Origin of the sequence: Caulobacter sp. Root655, assembly GCF_001427665.1 — a bacterium.
GTDB lineage: Bacteria > Pseudomonadota > Alphaproteobacteria > Caulobacterales > Caulobacteraceae > Caulobacter.
This window is the reverse complement of the sequence record NZ_LMHC01000026.1, coordinates 14530-28434: the sequence shown is the minus strand read 5'-3', so window position 1 is coordinate 28434 and position 13905 is coordinate 14530. Positions and strand designations below refer to the sequence as shown.

The 13905-nt window shown below is 68.8% G+C and carries 13 protein-coding genes and 1 tRNA gene; 7 read left to right on the top strand and 7 right to left on the bottom strand.

The annotated features are described in order from the left end of the window. Positions 1 to 195 precede the first annotated feature (195 nt). From ASD79_RS20860 to glmU, 7 genes are all read right to left on the bottom strand, one after another. Positions 196 to 1992, bottom strand: a complete 1797-nt coding sequence (locus ASD79_RS20860; protein ID WP_056725234.1) for a long-chain-acyl-CoA synthetase — start codon at positions 1990 to 1992, stop codon at positions 196 to 198. Positions 1993 to 2038: 46 nt separating this feature from the next. Next, entirely contained in the window at positions 2039 to 3010 is a 972-nt protein-coding gene (locus ASD79_RS20855; protein WP_056725228.1) for a retroviral-like aspartic protease family protein, read from the bottom strand. Between the two features lie 72 nt (positions 3011 to 3082). After that, positions 3083 to 4462: a class II 3-deoxy-7-phosphoheptulonate synthase gene (locus ASD79_RS20850; protein WP_056725226.1), complete on the bottom strand. Its 1380-nt coding sequence runs from the start codon at positions 4460 to 4462 to the stop codon at positions 3083 to 3085. A gap of 84 nt (positions 4463 to 4546) precedes the next feature. Next, complete coding sequence (locus ASD79_RS20845; RefSeq protein WP_056725224.1) at positions 4547 to 5803, bottom strand: O-antigen ligase; 1257 nt, start codon at positions 5801 to 5803, stop codon at positions 4547 to 4549. After that, positions 5800 to 7191 (bottom strand): glutathione-disulfide reductase, encoded by a 1392-nt coding sequence (gor, locus tag ASD79_RS20840; RefSeq protein WP_056725213.1) that lies wholly within the window; start codon positions 7189 to 7191, stop codon positions 5800 to 5802. Before gor ends, ASD79_RS20845 begins: the two co-directional genes overlap by 4 nt. Before the next feature lie 77 nt (positions 7192 to 7268). Further along, positions 7269 to 7949, bottom strand: a complete 681-nt coding sequence (rpiA, locus tag ASD79_RS20835; protein ID WP_056725211.1) for a ribose-5-phosphate isomerase RpiA — start codon at positions 7947 to 7949, stop codon at positions 7269 to 7271. Next, positions 7946 to 9310 (bottom strand): bifunctional UDP-N-acetylglucosamine diphosphorylase/glucosamine-1-phosphate N-acetyltransferase GlmU, encoded by a 1365-nt coding sequence (gene glmU / locus ASD79_RS20830; RefSeq protein WP_056725209.1) that lies wholly within the window; start codon positions 9308 to 9310, stop codon positions 7946 to 7948. The genes rpiA and glmU overlap by 4 nt, the downstream gene beginning before the upstream one ends. A 69-nt stretch (positions 9311 to 9379) precedes the next feature. On the opposite strand from glmU, the gene gph reads away from it, so the two are divergent. The 7 genes from gph to ASD79_RS20800 all read left to right on the top strand — a co-directional run bounded on the left by gph (position 9380) and on the right by ASD79_RS20800 (position 13878). Then, entirely contained in the window at positions 9380 to 10126 is a 747-nt protein-coding gene (gph, locus tag ASD79_RS20825; protein ID WP_056725208.1) for a phosphoglycolate phosphatase, read from the top strand. A gap of 43 nt (positions 10127 to 10169) precedes the next feature. Next, a tRNA-Val gene (locus tag ASD79_RS20820) sits at positions 10170 to 10244 on the top strand. A 148-nt stretch (positions 10245 to 10392) separates the two neighbouring features. After that, the gene (locus tag ASD79_RS25370; RefSeq protein WP_255357002.1) at positions 10393 to 10521 is read left to right on the top strand and encodes a hypothetical protein; all 129 of its coding nucleotides are present in this window, start codon (positions 10393 to 10395) and stop codon (positions 10519 to 10521) included. Between the two features lie 271 nt (positions 10522 to 10792). Beyond that, positions 10793 to 11884 carry a bifunctional DNA-binding transcriptional regulator/O6-methylguanine-DNA methyltransferase Ada gene (gene ada, locus ASD79_RS20815; protein ID WP_056725207.1) on the top strand — a complete coding sequence of 364 codons (1092 nt, stop codon included), beginning with the start codon at positions 10793 to 10795 and terminating at the stop codon, positions 11882 to 11884. Between the two features lie 32 nt (positions 11885 to 11916). Beyond that, positions 11917 to 12534 carry a hypothetical protein gene (locus ASD79_RS20810; RefSeq protein ID WP_056725205.1) on the top strand — a complete coding sequence of 206 codons (618 nt, stop codon included), beginning with the start codon at positions 11917 to 11919 and terminating at the stop codon, positions 12532 to 12534. A 103-nt stretch (positions 12535 to 12637) separates the two neighbouring features. Beyond that, positions 12638 to 13165 (top strand): methylated-DNA--[protein]-cysteine S-methyltransferase, encoded by a 528-nt coding sequence (locus ASD79_RS20805; RefSeq protein WP_056725204.1) that lies wholly within the window; start codon positions 12638 to 12640, stop codon positions 13163 to 13165. An 11-nt stretch (positions 13166 to 13176) separates the two neighbouring features. Further along, positions 13177 to 13878: a 2OG-Fe(II) oxygenase gene (locus ASD79_RS20800; RefSeq protein WP_056725535.1), complete on the top strand. Its 702-nt coding sequence runs from the start codon at positions 13177 to 13179 to the stop codon at positions 13876 to 13878. The last annotated feature ends 27 nt before the right edge of the window (positions 13879 to 13905 follow it).

Here is a 13905-nt window from a genome sequence, read left to right as displayed (position 1 = left end):
GTGTGGATGGATTGGGTGTGGATGGATTGGGTGTGGATGGATTGGGTGTGGTGTCGCTATGAGGTTCGGCCATGATGGCGCTCCGACGATGGCCCTCCCGATCTCGGGCGACAATCTATACCCCGCCCGGCCACGAGGCATCCCTCGCGCCGATCACAACATCGTCCCGGGATTTGACCACTGGCGGGCGCGCCCCTACAGGCGGTAGGCGCCCGCCAGGATCTTGGCGTGGACCGCCTTGGTCAGCTTCACATAGCCCTTGGCCGGATCGCGGAAATACAGCGGGTCCTTGATCTTGGCGGGGTCGAAGCCCTCCAGCACCAGGTCCATCTTGCGATATTTGAAGGTACCGGTGGTCTCGATCTCGGGTTGCAGGCGCACGAAGATCGGCCGCGCGTAGGTCGGCAGCTCGCGATCGACATAGGCGGCCAGGGCGGTGATGTCGAACTCGGGCCCGACCACCAGCGAGACCATGCCGGCCTTGCCGTCCAGGTCGCCGATCGGCACGCCGTAGACATTGATCTCGCGGACCCCCTCGACGCCGGACAGACGCTCGGACACCTCGCTGGTGGCGACGTTCTCGCCCTTCCAGCGGAAGGTGTCGCCGATGCGGTCGACGAAATAGAGGTAGCCGTCGCCGTCGGAGCGCATCAGGTCGCCGGTGCGGAACCAGGCGTCGCCCTTCTGGAAGGCGTCGTGCAGGATCTTCTTCTCGGTGGCGGCCTTGTCAGCGTAGCCGGTGAAGTTGGAGCGGGCGTCGCCGGCGATATGGCCGATGCACTCGCCGACCTCGCCGGGCGCGGCCTCGATGCAGCAGCCGTTGGGGCCGCGCACCGGCGTCTCGGTCTCGACGTCGAACTTGACGATGCGGATGTTGAACTTGCTTCGCAGGTATTTCGGAATCCGGCCGATCGCCCCGCGCCGGCCGTCGAAGTTGAACAGCGAGACATTGCCCTCGGTCGCGCCGTAGAACTCCAGCACGCCACCCACCTTGAAGCGGTCCAGCATGGTGTCCCAGACGTCGGGGCGCAGGCCGTTGCCGAAGATCAGGCGGATCTTGTGGGCCCGTTCGTTGGGACTTTCCGGGTGGTTGGCCAGGTAGCGGCACAGCTCGCCGATATAGACGAACATCGTGCAGTTCTCGGCGACCACGTCGTCCCAGAACTGGCTGACCGAGAACTTCTTGCGCAGCACGACCGAGCCGCCGTTCAGCAGGGCCGCGCCCATGGCGCAGAGGCCGCCGGTGGCGTGGTACAGCGGCAGGGTCATGTAGATGCGGTCGGTGGCGCGGGCGTCGGTCGAACCCGCGAAGCCGCGCATATAGAGCTGGGCCCGCATGTGGGTGATGCGGGCGGCCTTGGGCATGCCGGTGGTGCCGCTGGTGAAGATGTAGAGCGCGGTGTCCTTGGCGACCAGGCCTTTGCGGGCCGTCAGACGGTCGGGACGCAGCTGGCTGCAGCTTTTCAGGGCGTTGACCAGGTCGCGCTGGTCGCCATGCACGGGGCCCAGCACCCATTGCTGGACATGGCGGATGGGGTCCAGCAAGCCCTTCACCTGCTCGAAACAGGGCGAGGTCTCGGCGTCGACGATGCAGTGCAGGGCGTTGGAAATCTTCAGGCAGTGGGCCAGGGCCGGGCCGGTCAATTGGTTGTTGATCAGGGCCGTGGACACTCCGACCTTCGACAGGCCGTACCAGATCGCCAGATATTCCAGCCGGTTGGGCATGAACAGCGCCACGGTCTGGCCGCGCGTGATCCCTTGCCCCTTGGCCCAGTGGGCGTAGCGGTTGGCGATGCCGTCCAGCTCGGCATAGGTGATGGTCTTGCCTTCGAAGGTGATCGCCGGGCTGGACGGCCACTTGTCGACCGCTGCTTCCAGGTCGTCGCAAACCAGGTTGGCGCTGTCGGGCGCGATGGACTTCACGCGCTTCAGGGTGCGCGAAAGCCCCTTCAGGAACCGCAGTTCACGCTTCAACCTAGCCGGCAAACTCATCGACGCACTCCGTTCAAACAACCATTGGAGAGCGGCGAGCGGCCGGTCAAGACGTGGTGGCGTCCCGGCTTGTCGAAGACGAGAGCAATTTGAAATGCACCTGCCCCCGGGTGAAATCGAGCGCCACCGTTTCAAAACTGTTGAGGACGTCGGTTCCGATGAGGATCGCCGGCTGGTCGACCAATCCCCAGTACTCGAAGGTGTGGACGGGACCGAACACCACCGGCACGTTGCCCAGCTTGAGGTTCCCCAGCTCGACGGACTTGAGCGCCGCCAGCCGTCCCTGGAACGTTTGGCCGGTCAGGCTCAGCAGGGTGATATCGGCCCAATCGCGGCTCACCGCCCGGCGCCGCATCGCCTGATGCATCAGGGCGGTGTTGCCCACCGTGGTGGTCGAGCCGGTGTCGAGGAAGGCCAGGACCCGCGCCCCGGACACGCTGGCGTCGATCAGGTGCAGGCCGCTGCGTCTGGTTTTCACGGGCACGGTGACAGAGAGCGCGTTGCTCATCGGAGAGATCGAGCCCAGCCGCATCTGGTTGCGGGCGAAGTCGAGGATCAATCCCTGCGATCCAAGCCAGTCGAGGCCGAGGATACCCGCCGCCTGGATGTATCGGCTGGGGAGCACCGACATGATCAGCCCGCGCCGCGTGCGCCGGCCCACGCTGACGTCATTGACGACCACCGTGTCGACCAGTTCGACCCCCGCGATGCTGTGCAGGTTGGCCTGGCCCCGCGACGGCAAGTCGAGGCTCGTCGCCAGGTCCTTGGAGATCACCGAACTGTTGGCGCCGGTGTCGATGAGGAAGGGATAGGGACCGGAGTCGTTGATCCTGACCTGCACCGTCAGTCGACGCGCGGCGCCGAGCGGCCTGGTGGGTTCAGTGAGCTGTTCGTCGGGAAGACCGGGCGTATCCGCTCCGAACGCGTCGATGGCGAACGCCGGAGCCGAAAGCACGGAACCCAGCGCCAGGGCGAGCGTGGCGGCTATCCGCCGCCGGGAGATCGCGAGACTGTCCACGGCATAGCCTTCCTTCCAAGGAAGGAGGCTATACCCCGCCGAACAGCTCCGCCAGCGCTTCGAAGACCCGCGTTATCCGGCGGCCAGCCGCCGCTGGTCGTCGCGCGCCGACTTCAGCTTTTCGGCCACCAGGAAGGCCAGCTCCAGCGCCTGTTCACCGTTCAAGCGCGGGTCGCAATGGGTGTGGTAGCGGTCGGCGAGATCGCCTTCCGACACCGCCCGCGCGCCGCCCAGGCACTCGGTGACGTTCTGGCCGGTCATTTCCAGATGCACGCCGCCCGGGTGGACGCCCTCGGCGTTGGCGATCTCGACGAACGACTTCACCTCCGAGAGGATGCGGTCGAACGGCCGGGTCTTGTAGCCGGTCGAGGCCTTCAGCGTGTTGCCGTGCATCGGGTCGGTGGCCCAGACCACCGAGCGGCCGGCGGCCTTGGTGGCCTTCATCAGGCGCGGCAGGCGGTCGGCGATCTTGTCCGAGCCGAAGCGGCCGTACAGGGTCAGGCGGCCCGGCTCGTTGTGCGGGTTGAGCACGTCGATCAGCCGCAGCAGGTCGTCGCCCTCCATGGTCGGGCCGCATTTCAGGCCGATCGGGTTCTTCACGCCGCGCATGAACTCGATGTGGGCGCCGTCCAGCTGGCGGGTGCGCTCGCCGATCCACAGCAGGTGGGCGCTGGTGTCGTACCAGTCGCCCGAGGTGGAATCGACGCGGGTCATGGCTTCCTCGAAGCCCAGCAGCAGGGCCTCGTGGCTGGTGAAGAACTCCACCTGGTGCATGCCCGGGTGGCTTTCCGGCGTGACGCCGATCGCCGCCATGAAGGTCAGGCTTTCGCTGATCTTGTCGGAGAGTTCGCGGTATCGCGCGCCCTGCGGGCTGTCGCCCACGAAGCCCAGGGTCCAGCGATGGATGTTGTGCAGGTCGGCATAGCCGCCGCTGGCGAAGGCGCGCAGCAGGTTCAGGGTCGCCGCCGACTGGCCGTAGGCCTTCAGCAAGCGGTCCGGATCGGGAATGCGCTCCTCGGCGGTGAAGTCCATGCCGTTGATGTTGTCGCCGCGGTAGGACGGCAGGGTCACGCCGTCGATCGTCTCGATCGGCTCCGAGCGCGGCTTGGCGAACTGGCCGGCGATGCGGCCCAGCTTCACCACCGGCTTGCCGCCGGCGAAGGTCAGCACCACCGCCATCTGCAGGATCAGGCGGAAGGTGTCGCGGATGTTGTCGGCGTGGAATTCCTTGAAGCTCTCGGCGCAGTCGCCGCCCTGCAGCAGAAAGGCGCGGCCCTCGGCCACGTCGCCGAGCAGGGACTTCAGGCGGCGCGCCTCACCGGCGAACACCAGGGGCGGCATTTGGCGAAGGGTCTGCTCCACGCGCGTGACCGCGCCCGCGTCCGGATAGTCGGTCGGGACGTGTTTCGCAGGCATTGCTCTCCACGACGACGGGGTCCAGCGGCTGGTCATGGCGGTCTCGAACTTTTCAAAAAGGAGCGGTTTCTATCTTAACCGGGATCAAAAGGCAAAATCATTGCGACGCGCCGGTCAAATTCACGCCAGCGGGGTAAGTTCATCCCAGTCGCCCTCGTCCGGCGCGCCCATCCGGCGCACCAGATCGCAAGCGATCAGCGTCAGGGCGCCCAGGCCCAGCCACCATTCCTGCCAGACACCGAAGCTCAGCGCCCCGATCACCAGGTAGCTGACCAGCGCGCCAGCGGCCATCGCCGCCTCGCCGCGCGAACGCTCGCTGATCCGCACCACCCCATAGGCCAGCCAGCAGAAGAACACCCCCGCCAGGGCCGCGCCGACGGCGCCCAGCTCCAGCCACAGCTGAAGCTGGGCGTTGTGGGTGTGCAGCGGGATGGCCATGCCGAAGGTCCGGCTGGCGTCCAGGCCCCAGCCGCGGAACGGGTGGGTCTGGACGTGGTCGGCGGCGAAGGTCCAGATGTTGAGCCGGGCGTCCCACGAGGCCGGGACCAGCTTGTGCAGCCAGGCGATGACGCCGGTCTCGACGCCCGCCAACACGGCCAGCGGGGCCAGCACGAACGGCGCGGCCACCAGAACCACCAGCACCTTGGCGCCGGTCCGACCCGCGTAACGCACCAGCAACCAGGCCAATCCGCCCGCCGCCAGGGCCACGAGGCAGGCGTCGGAGCTGACGAGCTTGGAGGTGACCACGGTCCCGACCACCAGCAGCAGGATGGCGCGCGGCGCGTGTCGGCGCGACAGGATCAGTGAGACCGGCCAGAACAGCAGCGCCAGGGCGTAGGTCGCCAGCGAGACCTTGACCAAGGCCACGTCGGGGCGGATCGGCTCGCCGGTCACCGCGTGCAGGGCTTGATAGATCGGCGCGCCGGTGGCGGCGTCGATCGTCACCAGGACGGCCAGCCCCACCATCGCATAGGCCAGGATCATACCGGCGCGGCCGGCCCATGCCTCCGACAGACCGCGCAGCGCCACCGCGGCCGCGCCGTAGGTCGCCAGTTGCAACACCAGCTTGACGGCGGTCAGCTTCTCGATGTCGCCGTAGTCCTTCAGCGTGGCTGGATCGATCGCCGCCGGACTCCAGGTCATGCTGACCAGGGCCCACAGGGCCAGGGCCAGCAGGATCAGCAGCGGCGGCGCGGCAGCGCGGGTCAGCCGCAGGCCGGGCAGCGCCAGCAGGCCGACCAGGGCCATCAGCGGCGCGAAGCCCAGCGGGGCCAGATAGGCCAGCAGCGGCGTCATCACGACCAGGAAGATCGCGACCCCGCCCAGCCAGGGCGTGCGGCGCGGCGCGACGCCGTCCACGGTCACGGACGCGGTCATGCGCCCATTTCCGGCGGCAGGTATTTCTCGCGCATCGTCACCAGTTCCTCGGCCAGGGTCGGGTGGACGGCGCAGGTGGAATCCCACTGGCTCTTGGTCACGCCCATCTTCACGGCGATGGCGGCCATCTGGATGATCTCCGGCGAGTCCGGCCCGACCACGTGCACGCCGACCACCTTCTCGTCGTCCTGCTTGACCACCAGCTTGATCAGGCAGCGGTCCTGGCCGCCATAGAAGGTCACCTTCATCGGCCGGAACACAGCGCGGTAGATGTCGACCTTGCCGAACGCGTGGCGCGCTTGGGCCTCGGTCATCCCCACCGTGCCGACCGGCGGCTGCGAGAACACGGCCGAGGCCACCATGTCGTGGTCGAAGGTCGTGGGGTTGTCGTAGAACTCGGTCTGGGCGAAGGCCGCGCCTTCGCGGATCGCCACCGGGGTCAGGTTGATGCGGTCGGTGACGTCGCCCACCGCCCAGATGTTGTCGGCGGTCGTCCTGGAGTGGTCATCGACGACGATCGCGCCGCGGTCGTTCAGCTTCACCCCCACCTTGTCCAGGCCCAGGCCCTCGACATAGGGGTCGCGGCCGGTAGCGAACATCACCGCGTCGGTCTCGAACGTCAGGTCGTTGTTCAGCGTGCTCAGCAGGCCATCCGGCGTCTGCTCGATGCTCTTGTGGGCGCAGCCCAGCACCACCTTGATCCCGCGCTTTTCCAGCTCGTCGGCCAGGTGCGAGCGCACGTCGTCGTCGAAGCCGCGCAGGATGTTGGCCCCGCGATAGAGCAGCGTGGTCTGCACGCCCAGGCCGTTGAAGATGCTGGCGAACTCCACGGCGATATAGCCGCCGCCCACCACCATCACCCGCTTGGGCAGGGTGGGCAGGTGGAAGGCCTCGTCCGAGGTGATCCCCAGCTCGGCGCCGGGGAAGTCGGGACGCCAGGGCCGGCCGCCGGTGGCCACCAGGATCTTGCGGGCCGTGTAACGGCCGGCGTCCTTGCTCCCTTCCTTGGGCAACACCTCGACGGTGTGCTTGTCGACGATCTGGGCCCGGCCGTGCAGCAGGTGCGCGCCGGCCTTCTGCAGGTTGGTGACATAGATTCCCGACAGGCGGGCGATCTCGACGTCCTTGTCGTGCAGGAAGGCCTTCCAGTCGAACGTCGCGCCATTGATCGTCCAGCCGTAGCCCTTGGCGGTCTTCAGCTGGCTGGTGACCTCGCTGGCATAGACCATGAACTTCTTGGGCACGCAGCCGCGGATCACGCAGGTGCCGCCGACCCGGTACTCCTCGGCCACGGCGACCTTGGCGCCGCTCATCGCGGCCAGGCGCGCGGCCCGCACGCCGCCCGAACCGGCGCCGATCACGAAGAGGTCGAAGTCGTACTCAGCCATCGCGGGCGCTCCGGAGGTCACTGTGTCGGGTCGGCCGCGCGGCGAAGCCACGCGGCCGGAAGACGGAGGATATGGGACTAGGGAACGAGCTTGACCACCCCTTGGTCGGTGCCCAGCAGAGCCTCGTCGGCCAGGTCGAGGAACAGGCCGTGGTCGACGACGCCGGTCACCGCCTTCAGGGCGGCGGCCAGCGCGGCGGGCTCGGCGATCACCCCGGCCGCCATGTCGTAGATCACATTGCCGCCGTCGGTGACCACCACGCCGCGCTCGGCCATGCGCAGGCGCGGCGGCAGCAGGTCGAACTCGGCGGCGATGTCGGCCAGGCGCTGGCCGGTGTGGACATGGCCGAAGCGCACCACCTCGATCGGCAGCGGGAACTTGCCCAGGGCCGTCACGTGCTTGGCGGCGTCGGCGATGACCACGCAGCGCTTGGAGGCCTCCCAGACCAGCTTCTCGCGCAGCAGGGCCGCGCCGCCGCCCTTGATCAGGGACAGGCCCGGACCGATCTCGTCGGCTCCGTCGACCGTCAGGTCGATGCTCTTGACGTCGTCCAGGGCCGCCAGCGGGATGCCCAGCTCGCGGGCCAGGTTGGCGGTGGCCTCCGAGGTCGGCACGCCGCGGATGTCGAGCTTGCGTGCCGCCAGGGCCTTGACGAACCAGGCCGCCGTCGAGCCGGTGCCCAGGCCCACGACCATGCCGTTCTCGACGAGCTGCGCCGCCGCCTCACCCGAAATCCGCTTCTGATCGTCGGCGCTCATTTCTTTTCCTTCTTCGCCAGCTTCATGGTGCGGAACCGCTCCGCCCAGCCCGGCTTGTCGCTCTGTGGCGCGCGCGACAGGGCCAGGGCCCCGGCGGCGACGTCCTTGGTGATCACCGACCCAGAACCGGTCATCGCCCCGTCGCCGACCCGCACGGGGGCGACCAGGGCGGTGTTGGAGCCGATGAAGGCCCCCGCGCCGACATGGGTCTCGAACTTGTCGAAGCCGTCATAGTTACAGAAGATCGTCCCGGCCCCGATATTGGCCTTGGGGCCCACCGAACCGTCGCCCAGATAGGACAGGTGGTTGGCCTTGGCGCCCGCGCCGACCTTGACCTTCTTGACCTCGACGAAGTTGCCGATGTGGGCCTCGGCCCCGATCTCGGCGCCCGGCCGCAGGCGGGCGTAGGGACCGATCAGGGCGCCCTCGCCGACGGTCGCGCCTTCCAGGTGGCTGAACGCCTTGATCACCGCGCCGGCCGCGACGCTGACGCCGGGGCCGAACACCACGAACGGCTCGACGGTGACGCCGGCCGCCAGCTGGGTGTCCCAGCACAGGTGGACGCTGTCGGGAGCCGGCATGGTCACGCCCTCGACCAGGAAGGCGTGGCGCCGGCCCGACTGCCAGACCGCCTCGGCGGCCGCCAGCTCGGCCTGGGAATTGACGCCCTGCACGGCGGCCTCGGGCGCGAAGCCGGCGCGGGTGGCCAGCGAGCGGTCGTGGGCCAGGCCCACTATGTCGGTCAGGTAGTATTCGCCCTTGGCGTTGTCGTTGCCGACCTGGGCCAGCAGGTCGAACAGCGTGGCGCGGTCGGCGGCCAGCACACCGGAATTGCACTGCTTGACCTGCTTGACCGTCTCGTCGGCCTCCTTCTCCTCGACGATGCGCAGCAGCACATGGCCCGGGGCCATGATCAGCCGGCCGTAGCCCGTCGGGTTGGCGGCCTCGAAGCCCAGCACCGCCACGTCGGCTGCCTTGGCCCGCAGGGCGAACAGCGGCTCGATGACTGGCGCGGTCAGTAGCGGGCAGTCGGCATAGGTGACCACCACGTCGCCGTCGAAATCGGCCAGGGCCTCGCGGGCCGCCAGCACGGCGTGGCCGGTGCCCAGCGGCGGGTCCTGGATCACGGTGGCGCCTTCGCCCAGGCGCTTGCGGGCGTGCTCGCCGACCTGCGGACTGTGGGCCCCGACCACCACCACGATGCGCTCGCAGCCCAGCCCCTCGGCGGCGTCGATGGCGTGGTCCAGCAGGGTCCGGCCGCCGATCCTGTGCAGCACCTTGGGGGTCGGCGACTTCATCCGCGTGCCCTGGCCGGCGGCCAGGATGACGGCCGCGCGCTTGCGAGGCGAAGGACTGGTCATGGGCTAGGCGACTCCCGTTGGGCGGACCAAAGTTGCATTAGCCGCGCGTTTAGCCGAAAGGCCAGAGCCATGCATGCCCAGAACGACATCTTGCAGGACGACATCTTGCCCCGGGGAATCCTGGACGGCGCGACGATCGCCTTCGACCTCGACGGCACCCTGGTCGACACCGCCCCGGACCTGGTGGCCTCGCTGAACATCATCCTGCGCGAAGAGGGCCTGCCGCCCCTGCCCTTCGACGACGTGCGCAAGATGGTTGGGCGCGGGGCCAAGGCGTTGCTGGAGCGCGGCTTCGCCGCCGCCGGCGCGCCGCTGAACGCCGAAAGCGCCCCGGATCTGGTCGAGCGCTTCATCGCCCTCTATCTGGGCCGCATCGCCCACGAGAGCGCCCCCTTCCCCGGCGTGGTCGAAACCCTGGTCGGCCTGCGCCAAGCCGGCGCCAAGCTGGCGGTCTGCACCAACAAGTTGACTCACCTGTCGGTGGCCCTGCTTGACGCCCTGGACCTGACGCGACATTTCGACGCCGTGGTCGGCGCCGACCACGCCCCGGCCGCCAAGCCCGACCCGCGCCATCTGCTGGCCACCATCGCGGCCGTGGGCGGCGACCCGGCCCGCGCCGTCATGGTCGGCGACAGCATCAACGACGCCCTTTCCGCCAAGGCGGCCGGCGTTCCGGTGCTGCTGGTCTCGTTCGGCTACACCGAGGTCCCGGTCGAGACCCTGGGCGGAGATCTGTTGATAGATGCGTTTCCGGACGTTCCCCAGGCCTGCATCACGCTTTTGACCTCTTGTAGTCCCCGAAACCTCGGGCTATAGGCCCGTCCCTCGCGGCGGGGTCTCATGACCCGGCCGACGCGGCGGATGCTTAGCTCAGCGGGAGAGCACCTCGTTCACACCGAGGGGGTCGCAGGTTCAATCCCTGCAGCATCCACCATTTCCTCCCCCTCGTTAGATCCATGGCGCGCGGTTTTCCGCCGCCGGTCTCGTCGGGACGTCCCCGAGATTTGTCCCGACACCGCAGGTTGCTTGCGCGGGGCGGTTCCTGCGGCGTCAATAGCGGTAACAAATCCCGGGGAGGGAACATGCGTCGCAAGCTGATGAACGCGCCGCTGCAGTGGTGGCGGAACTATCCGGAGCTGAGTCTCGCGACGGGATGGGCGTTGTTCTTCGGAGCGCTCTGGTCGGCGGCCCGCGTCTTCGGCCTGGCCTAGCAACAGTTGAGGTCGGCGGGCCCTGTGCGTCCTTCGAGGCTTCGCTACGCTGCGCACCTCAGGATGAGGAAGGCAGTACGACGCTCCTCATCCTGAGGCGCCCTCCAACGGAGGGCCTCGAAGGACGCAGGGCATTTCCCAATGAGCTGGCGACGTGCGCCGGTCAGGGTCTCGCGGCCCGCGCCCTCTTTCGATTCGAGAGCAAGAACCGGAACGATAAGCTCGCGCGAACCCGGCATGATGGCCCTCACGAACGTGACGAGGGTCGGCCATGACCAGGACGATGGAACGCATCAGGACAATCGCCACGGCGGACGACCCACGCTGGGCGCGGGTGCTTTCCCGCGACCGCACGGCCGACGGCGCGTTCTGGTACTCGGTGTCGACCACTGGGATCTATTGCCGGCCGTCGTGCCCGTCGCGCACCGCCCATGCCGGAAACGTCGACCTGCACGACACCCTCGCCTCGGCCAGGGCCACGGGCTTCCGCCCCTGCAAGCGCTGCAATCCGGAGGGGGTGTCGCGGGACGCCGAGAACCTGGCCTTGGTCGCCAGGGCCTGCCGGATCATCGAACGGAGCGAAGAGCCGCCGTCGCTGTCGGACCTCGCCGAGGCGGTCGGGCTCAGCGCCGGCTACTTCCACCGCCTGTTCAAGGCCGCCACCGGCCTGACCCCCAAGGACTACGTCACGGCCCACCAGGCCCGGAGCGTGCGCCAGACCCTGGCCCAGGGCCAATCCGTGACCGAGGCGATCTACGCCGCCGGCTTCAATTCCAGCGGCCGGTTCTACGAGAAGGCCAACGCCATGCTCGGCATGACGCCCAGCCGCTACCGCGCGGGCGGCGTCGACGAGGCCCTGCGCTTCGCGGTGGGCCAATCGTCGCTGGGCGCGATCCTGGTGGCGTCCAGCGCCAAGGGCGTGGCCGCGATCCTGATCGGCGATGATCCGGAAGCCCTGGTGCGCGACCTGCAGGACCGTTTCCCCAAGGCGCGGCTGACCGGCGGCGACGCCGATTACGAGTTGCTGGTGGCCCGCGTGGTGGGCTTCGTCGAGGCCCCCGGCCTCGGCCTGGACTTGCCGCTGGACGTACGGGGCACCGCCTTCCAGCAGCGGGTGTGGCGGGCGCTGCTCGACATCCCCCCGGGTCGGACCGTCAGCTATGCCGAGATCGCCCGCGCCATCGGCGCGCCCAAGGCCGTGCGGGCCGTGGCCGGGGCCTGCGCCGCCAACAATCTCGCGGTCGCCATCCCCTGCCACCGGGTGGTGCGCAACGACGGCGCGCTATCGGGCTACGCCTGGGGCGTCGAGCGCAAGCGCGGCCTGCTCGATCGCGAAGCGACGCCGGCCCTGGAGTTGGCCTAGGGTTCGGGACCGACGGAACGGAAAACCCGCCGATGCCCTTGCAGAACCGTGTGACGCCCTTCGGGGACATCGTGGCGATCCCGCAGCGCGGGCTGTTCACCGGCAACCGCGGGATCATCCACGACCCGGCGACCAAGACCCTGCTCGACAAGCGCTGGGCCAGCCGAGCCTGGCTGGTCTGCGCTTGCCAGTACAAGGACTTCCATCGCCAGGTGATGGCGCGCCGCAGCTGGACCGAGTTGTTCTTCCTCGACGAGGCCACGGCGCTGGCCGCCGGTCACCGTCCCTGTTTCTACTGCCGGCGCGACGCCGCCGAGGCCTTCCGCGCCGCCTGGATGCGGGCCAAGGGCGTCGCGCGGCCGACGGCGCCTCAGATCGACGAGGTGCTGCACGGCGAGCGCCTGGTCGGCCGCCGCAAGCGGCTGCATGCGATCGACGTGGCGGTTCGCGACCTGCCGGACGGCGCGATGATCGCCGTGGATGGGACGGCCTACGCCGTCGTCGCCGGGGTCGCCCATGCCTGGACCGAGACCGGCTACGGCCCGTCGGTCGATATCGACCGCGCCCGCGCGCTGCTCACCCCGCCCTCGACGCTCGCGACGCTGCGGGCCGGTTATCGCCCGGCGCTGCATCCTGCCCTGACGGCTTGATCCGCGTCGTCGCCCCTCGAAAATCGAATTTGAAAGCAAGGGCCGGAGCGCCGAGCCGCCGCCGCGCGCCGATAGTCTGGTCCAAACAGGAAAGGTCCTGACCATGGACATGCAAATCACAGACACGATGACCGAGACCCTGCGTTTCGGTGTCGGCCAGACGACCCTCGGCGCGGTGCTGGTCGCCGAAAGCCAGCACGGCGTCGCCGCCATCCTGCTCGGCGACGACCAGGACCGGCTGGCGCGCGACCTGCGCGACGCCTTCCCGGCCGCCCGGTTCGTCAACGACCAGGCCGCCCTGACGGAAACGGTCGCCAAGGCCGTCGCCCTGGTCGACGCCCCGCACCTGGGAACCGACCTGGCGCTCGACCTGCGCGGCTCGCCGCTGGAACTGGCGGTGTGGGCGGCGTTGCGGGCCATCCCGTCGGGCGAGACCCGAACCTACGGCGCGATCGCCAAGACCCTGCCGATGCCGGCCACCGCCCAGGAGGTCGGCGCGGCCTGCGCCGCCAACCGCGTCGCTGTCGCCGTCCCCTGCCATAGGGTGGTCAAGGCGGACGGCTCGATTTCCGGATACCGCTGGGGCGTGCCGCGCAAACGCCGCCTGATCAACATGGAAGGCGTGGCGTGAGCGAGACGAACATGGACCCGCGCATCGACGTGATCGACTGGCCGGGCGTCACCGCCGACCTGGACGCCCAGGGCTGGACGCTGCTGCCCAGGTTGCTGGACTCCAGGGAATGCGACGCGCTGGCCGGCCTGTACCTCCGGGACAACGGCTTCCGCAGCCGGGTGGTCATGGGGCGGCACGGCTTTGGCCAGGGGGAATACAAGTACTTCAGCTACGCGCTGCCGCCGCTGATCCAGGCCCTGCGGACCACGCTCTACCCGCGCCTGGCGCCGATCGCCAACCGCTGGCACGAGCGGATGGGCAAGGCCGCGCGGTTCCCCGACGACCACGCCGCCTTCCTGGCGCGGTGCCACGAAGCCGGACAGGTGCGACCGACGCCGCTGATCCTCCAGTACGGCCCGGGCGACTACAACTGCCTGCACCAGGACCTCTACGGCGAGCATGTGTTCCCGTTGCAGGTCGCGGTGCTGCTGGACGAGCCTGGCCAGGACTTCCAGGGCGGCGAGTTCGTGATGACCGAGCAGCGGCCCCGCATGCAGACCCGGCCGATGGTCGTGCCGCTGCGCAAGGGCGACGCCGTGCTGTTCGCCGTCAATAGCCGGCCCATGCACGGCGTGCGCGGCGACTACCAGGTCAAGCTGCGCCACGGCGTCAGCAAGCTGATCTCGGGCAAGCGCCACACGGTCGGCGTGATTTTCCACGACGCGACGTGAAGGCCGATGGGGCCTTCGCCCTGCGTC

Bases quoted from the DNA above. Each gene is read 5' to 3' on its own strand.
- ada (WP_056725207.1), top strand. From the start codon at position 10,793: ATGACCAGGACGATGGAACGCATCAGGACAATCGCCACGGCGGACGAC.
- ASD79_RS20845 (WP_056725224.1), bottom strand. From the start codon at position 5,803: ATGACCGCGTCCGTGACCGTGGACGGCGTCGCGCCGCGCCGCACGCCC.
- gph (WP_056725208.1), top strand. From the start codon at position 9,380: ATGCATGCCCAGAACGACATCTTGCAGGACGACATCTTGCCCCGGGGA.
- ASD79_RS20860 (WP_056725234.1), bottom strand. From the start codon at position 1,992: ATGAGTTTGCCGGCTAGGTTGAAGCGTGAACTGCGGTTCCTGAAGGGG.
- ASD79_RS20805 (WP_056725204.1), top strand. From the start codon at position 12,638: ATGGACATGCAAATCACAGACACGATGACCGAGACCCTGCGTTTCGGT.
- glmU (WP_056725209.1), bottom strand. From the start codon at position 9,310: ATGACCAGTCCTTCGCCTCGCAAGCGCGCGGCCGTCATCCTGGCCGCC.
- ASD79_RS20800 (WP_056725535.1), top strand. From the start codon at position 13,177: ATGGACCCGCGCATCGACGTGATCGACTGGCCGGGCGTCACCGCCGAC.
- ASD79_RS25370 (WP_255357002.1), top strand. From the start codon at position 10,393: ATGCGTCGCAAGCTGATGAACGCGCCGCTGCAGTGGTGGCGGAACTAT.
- ASD79_RS20810 (WP_056725205.1), top strand. From the start codon at position 11,917: ATGCCCTTGCAGAACCGTGTGACGCCCTTCGGGGACATCGTGGCGATC.
- ASD79_RS20850 (WP_056725226.1), bottom strand. From the start codon at position 4,462: ATGACCAGCCGCTGGACCCCGTCGTCGTGGAGAGCAATGCCTGCGAAA.
- gor (WP_056725213.1), bottom strand. From the start codon at position 7,191: ATGGCTGAGTACGACTTCGACCTCTTCGTGATCGGCGCCGGTTCGGGC.
- rpiA (WP_056725211.1), bottom strand. From the start codon at position 7,949: ATGAGCGCCGACGATCAGAAGCGGATTTCGGGTGAGGCGGCGGCGCAG.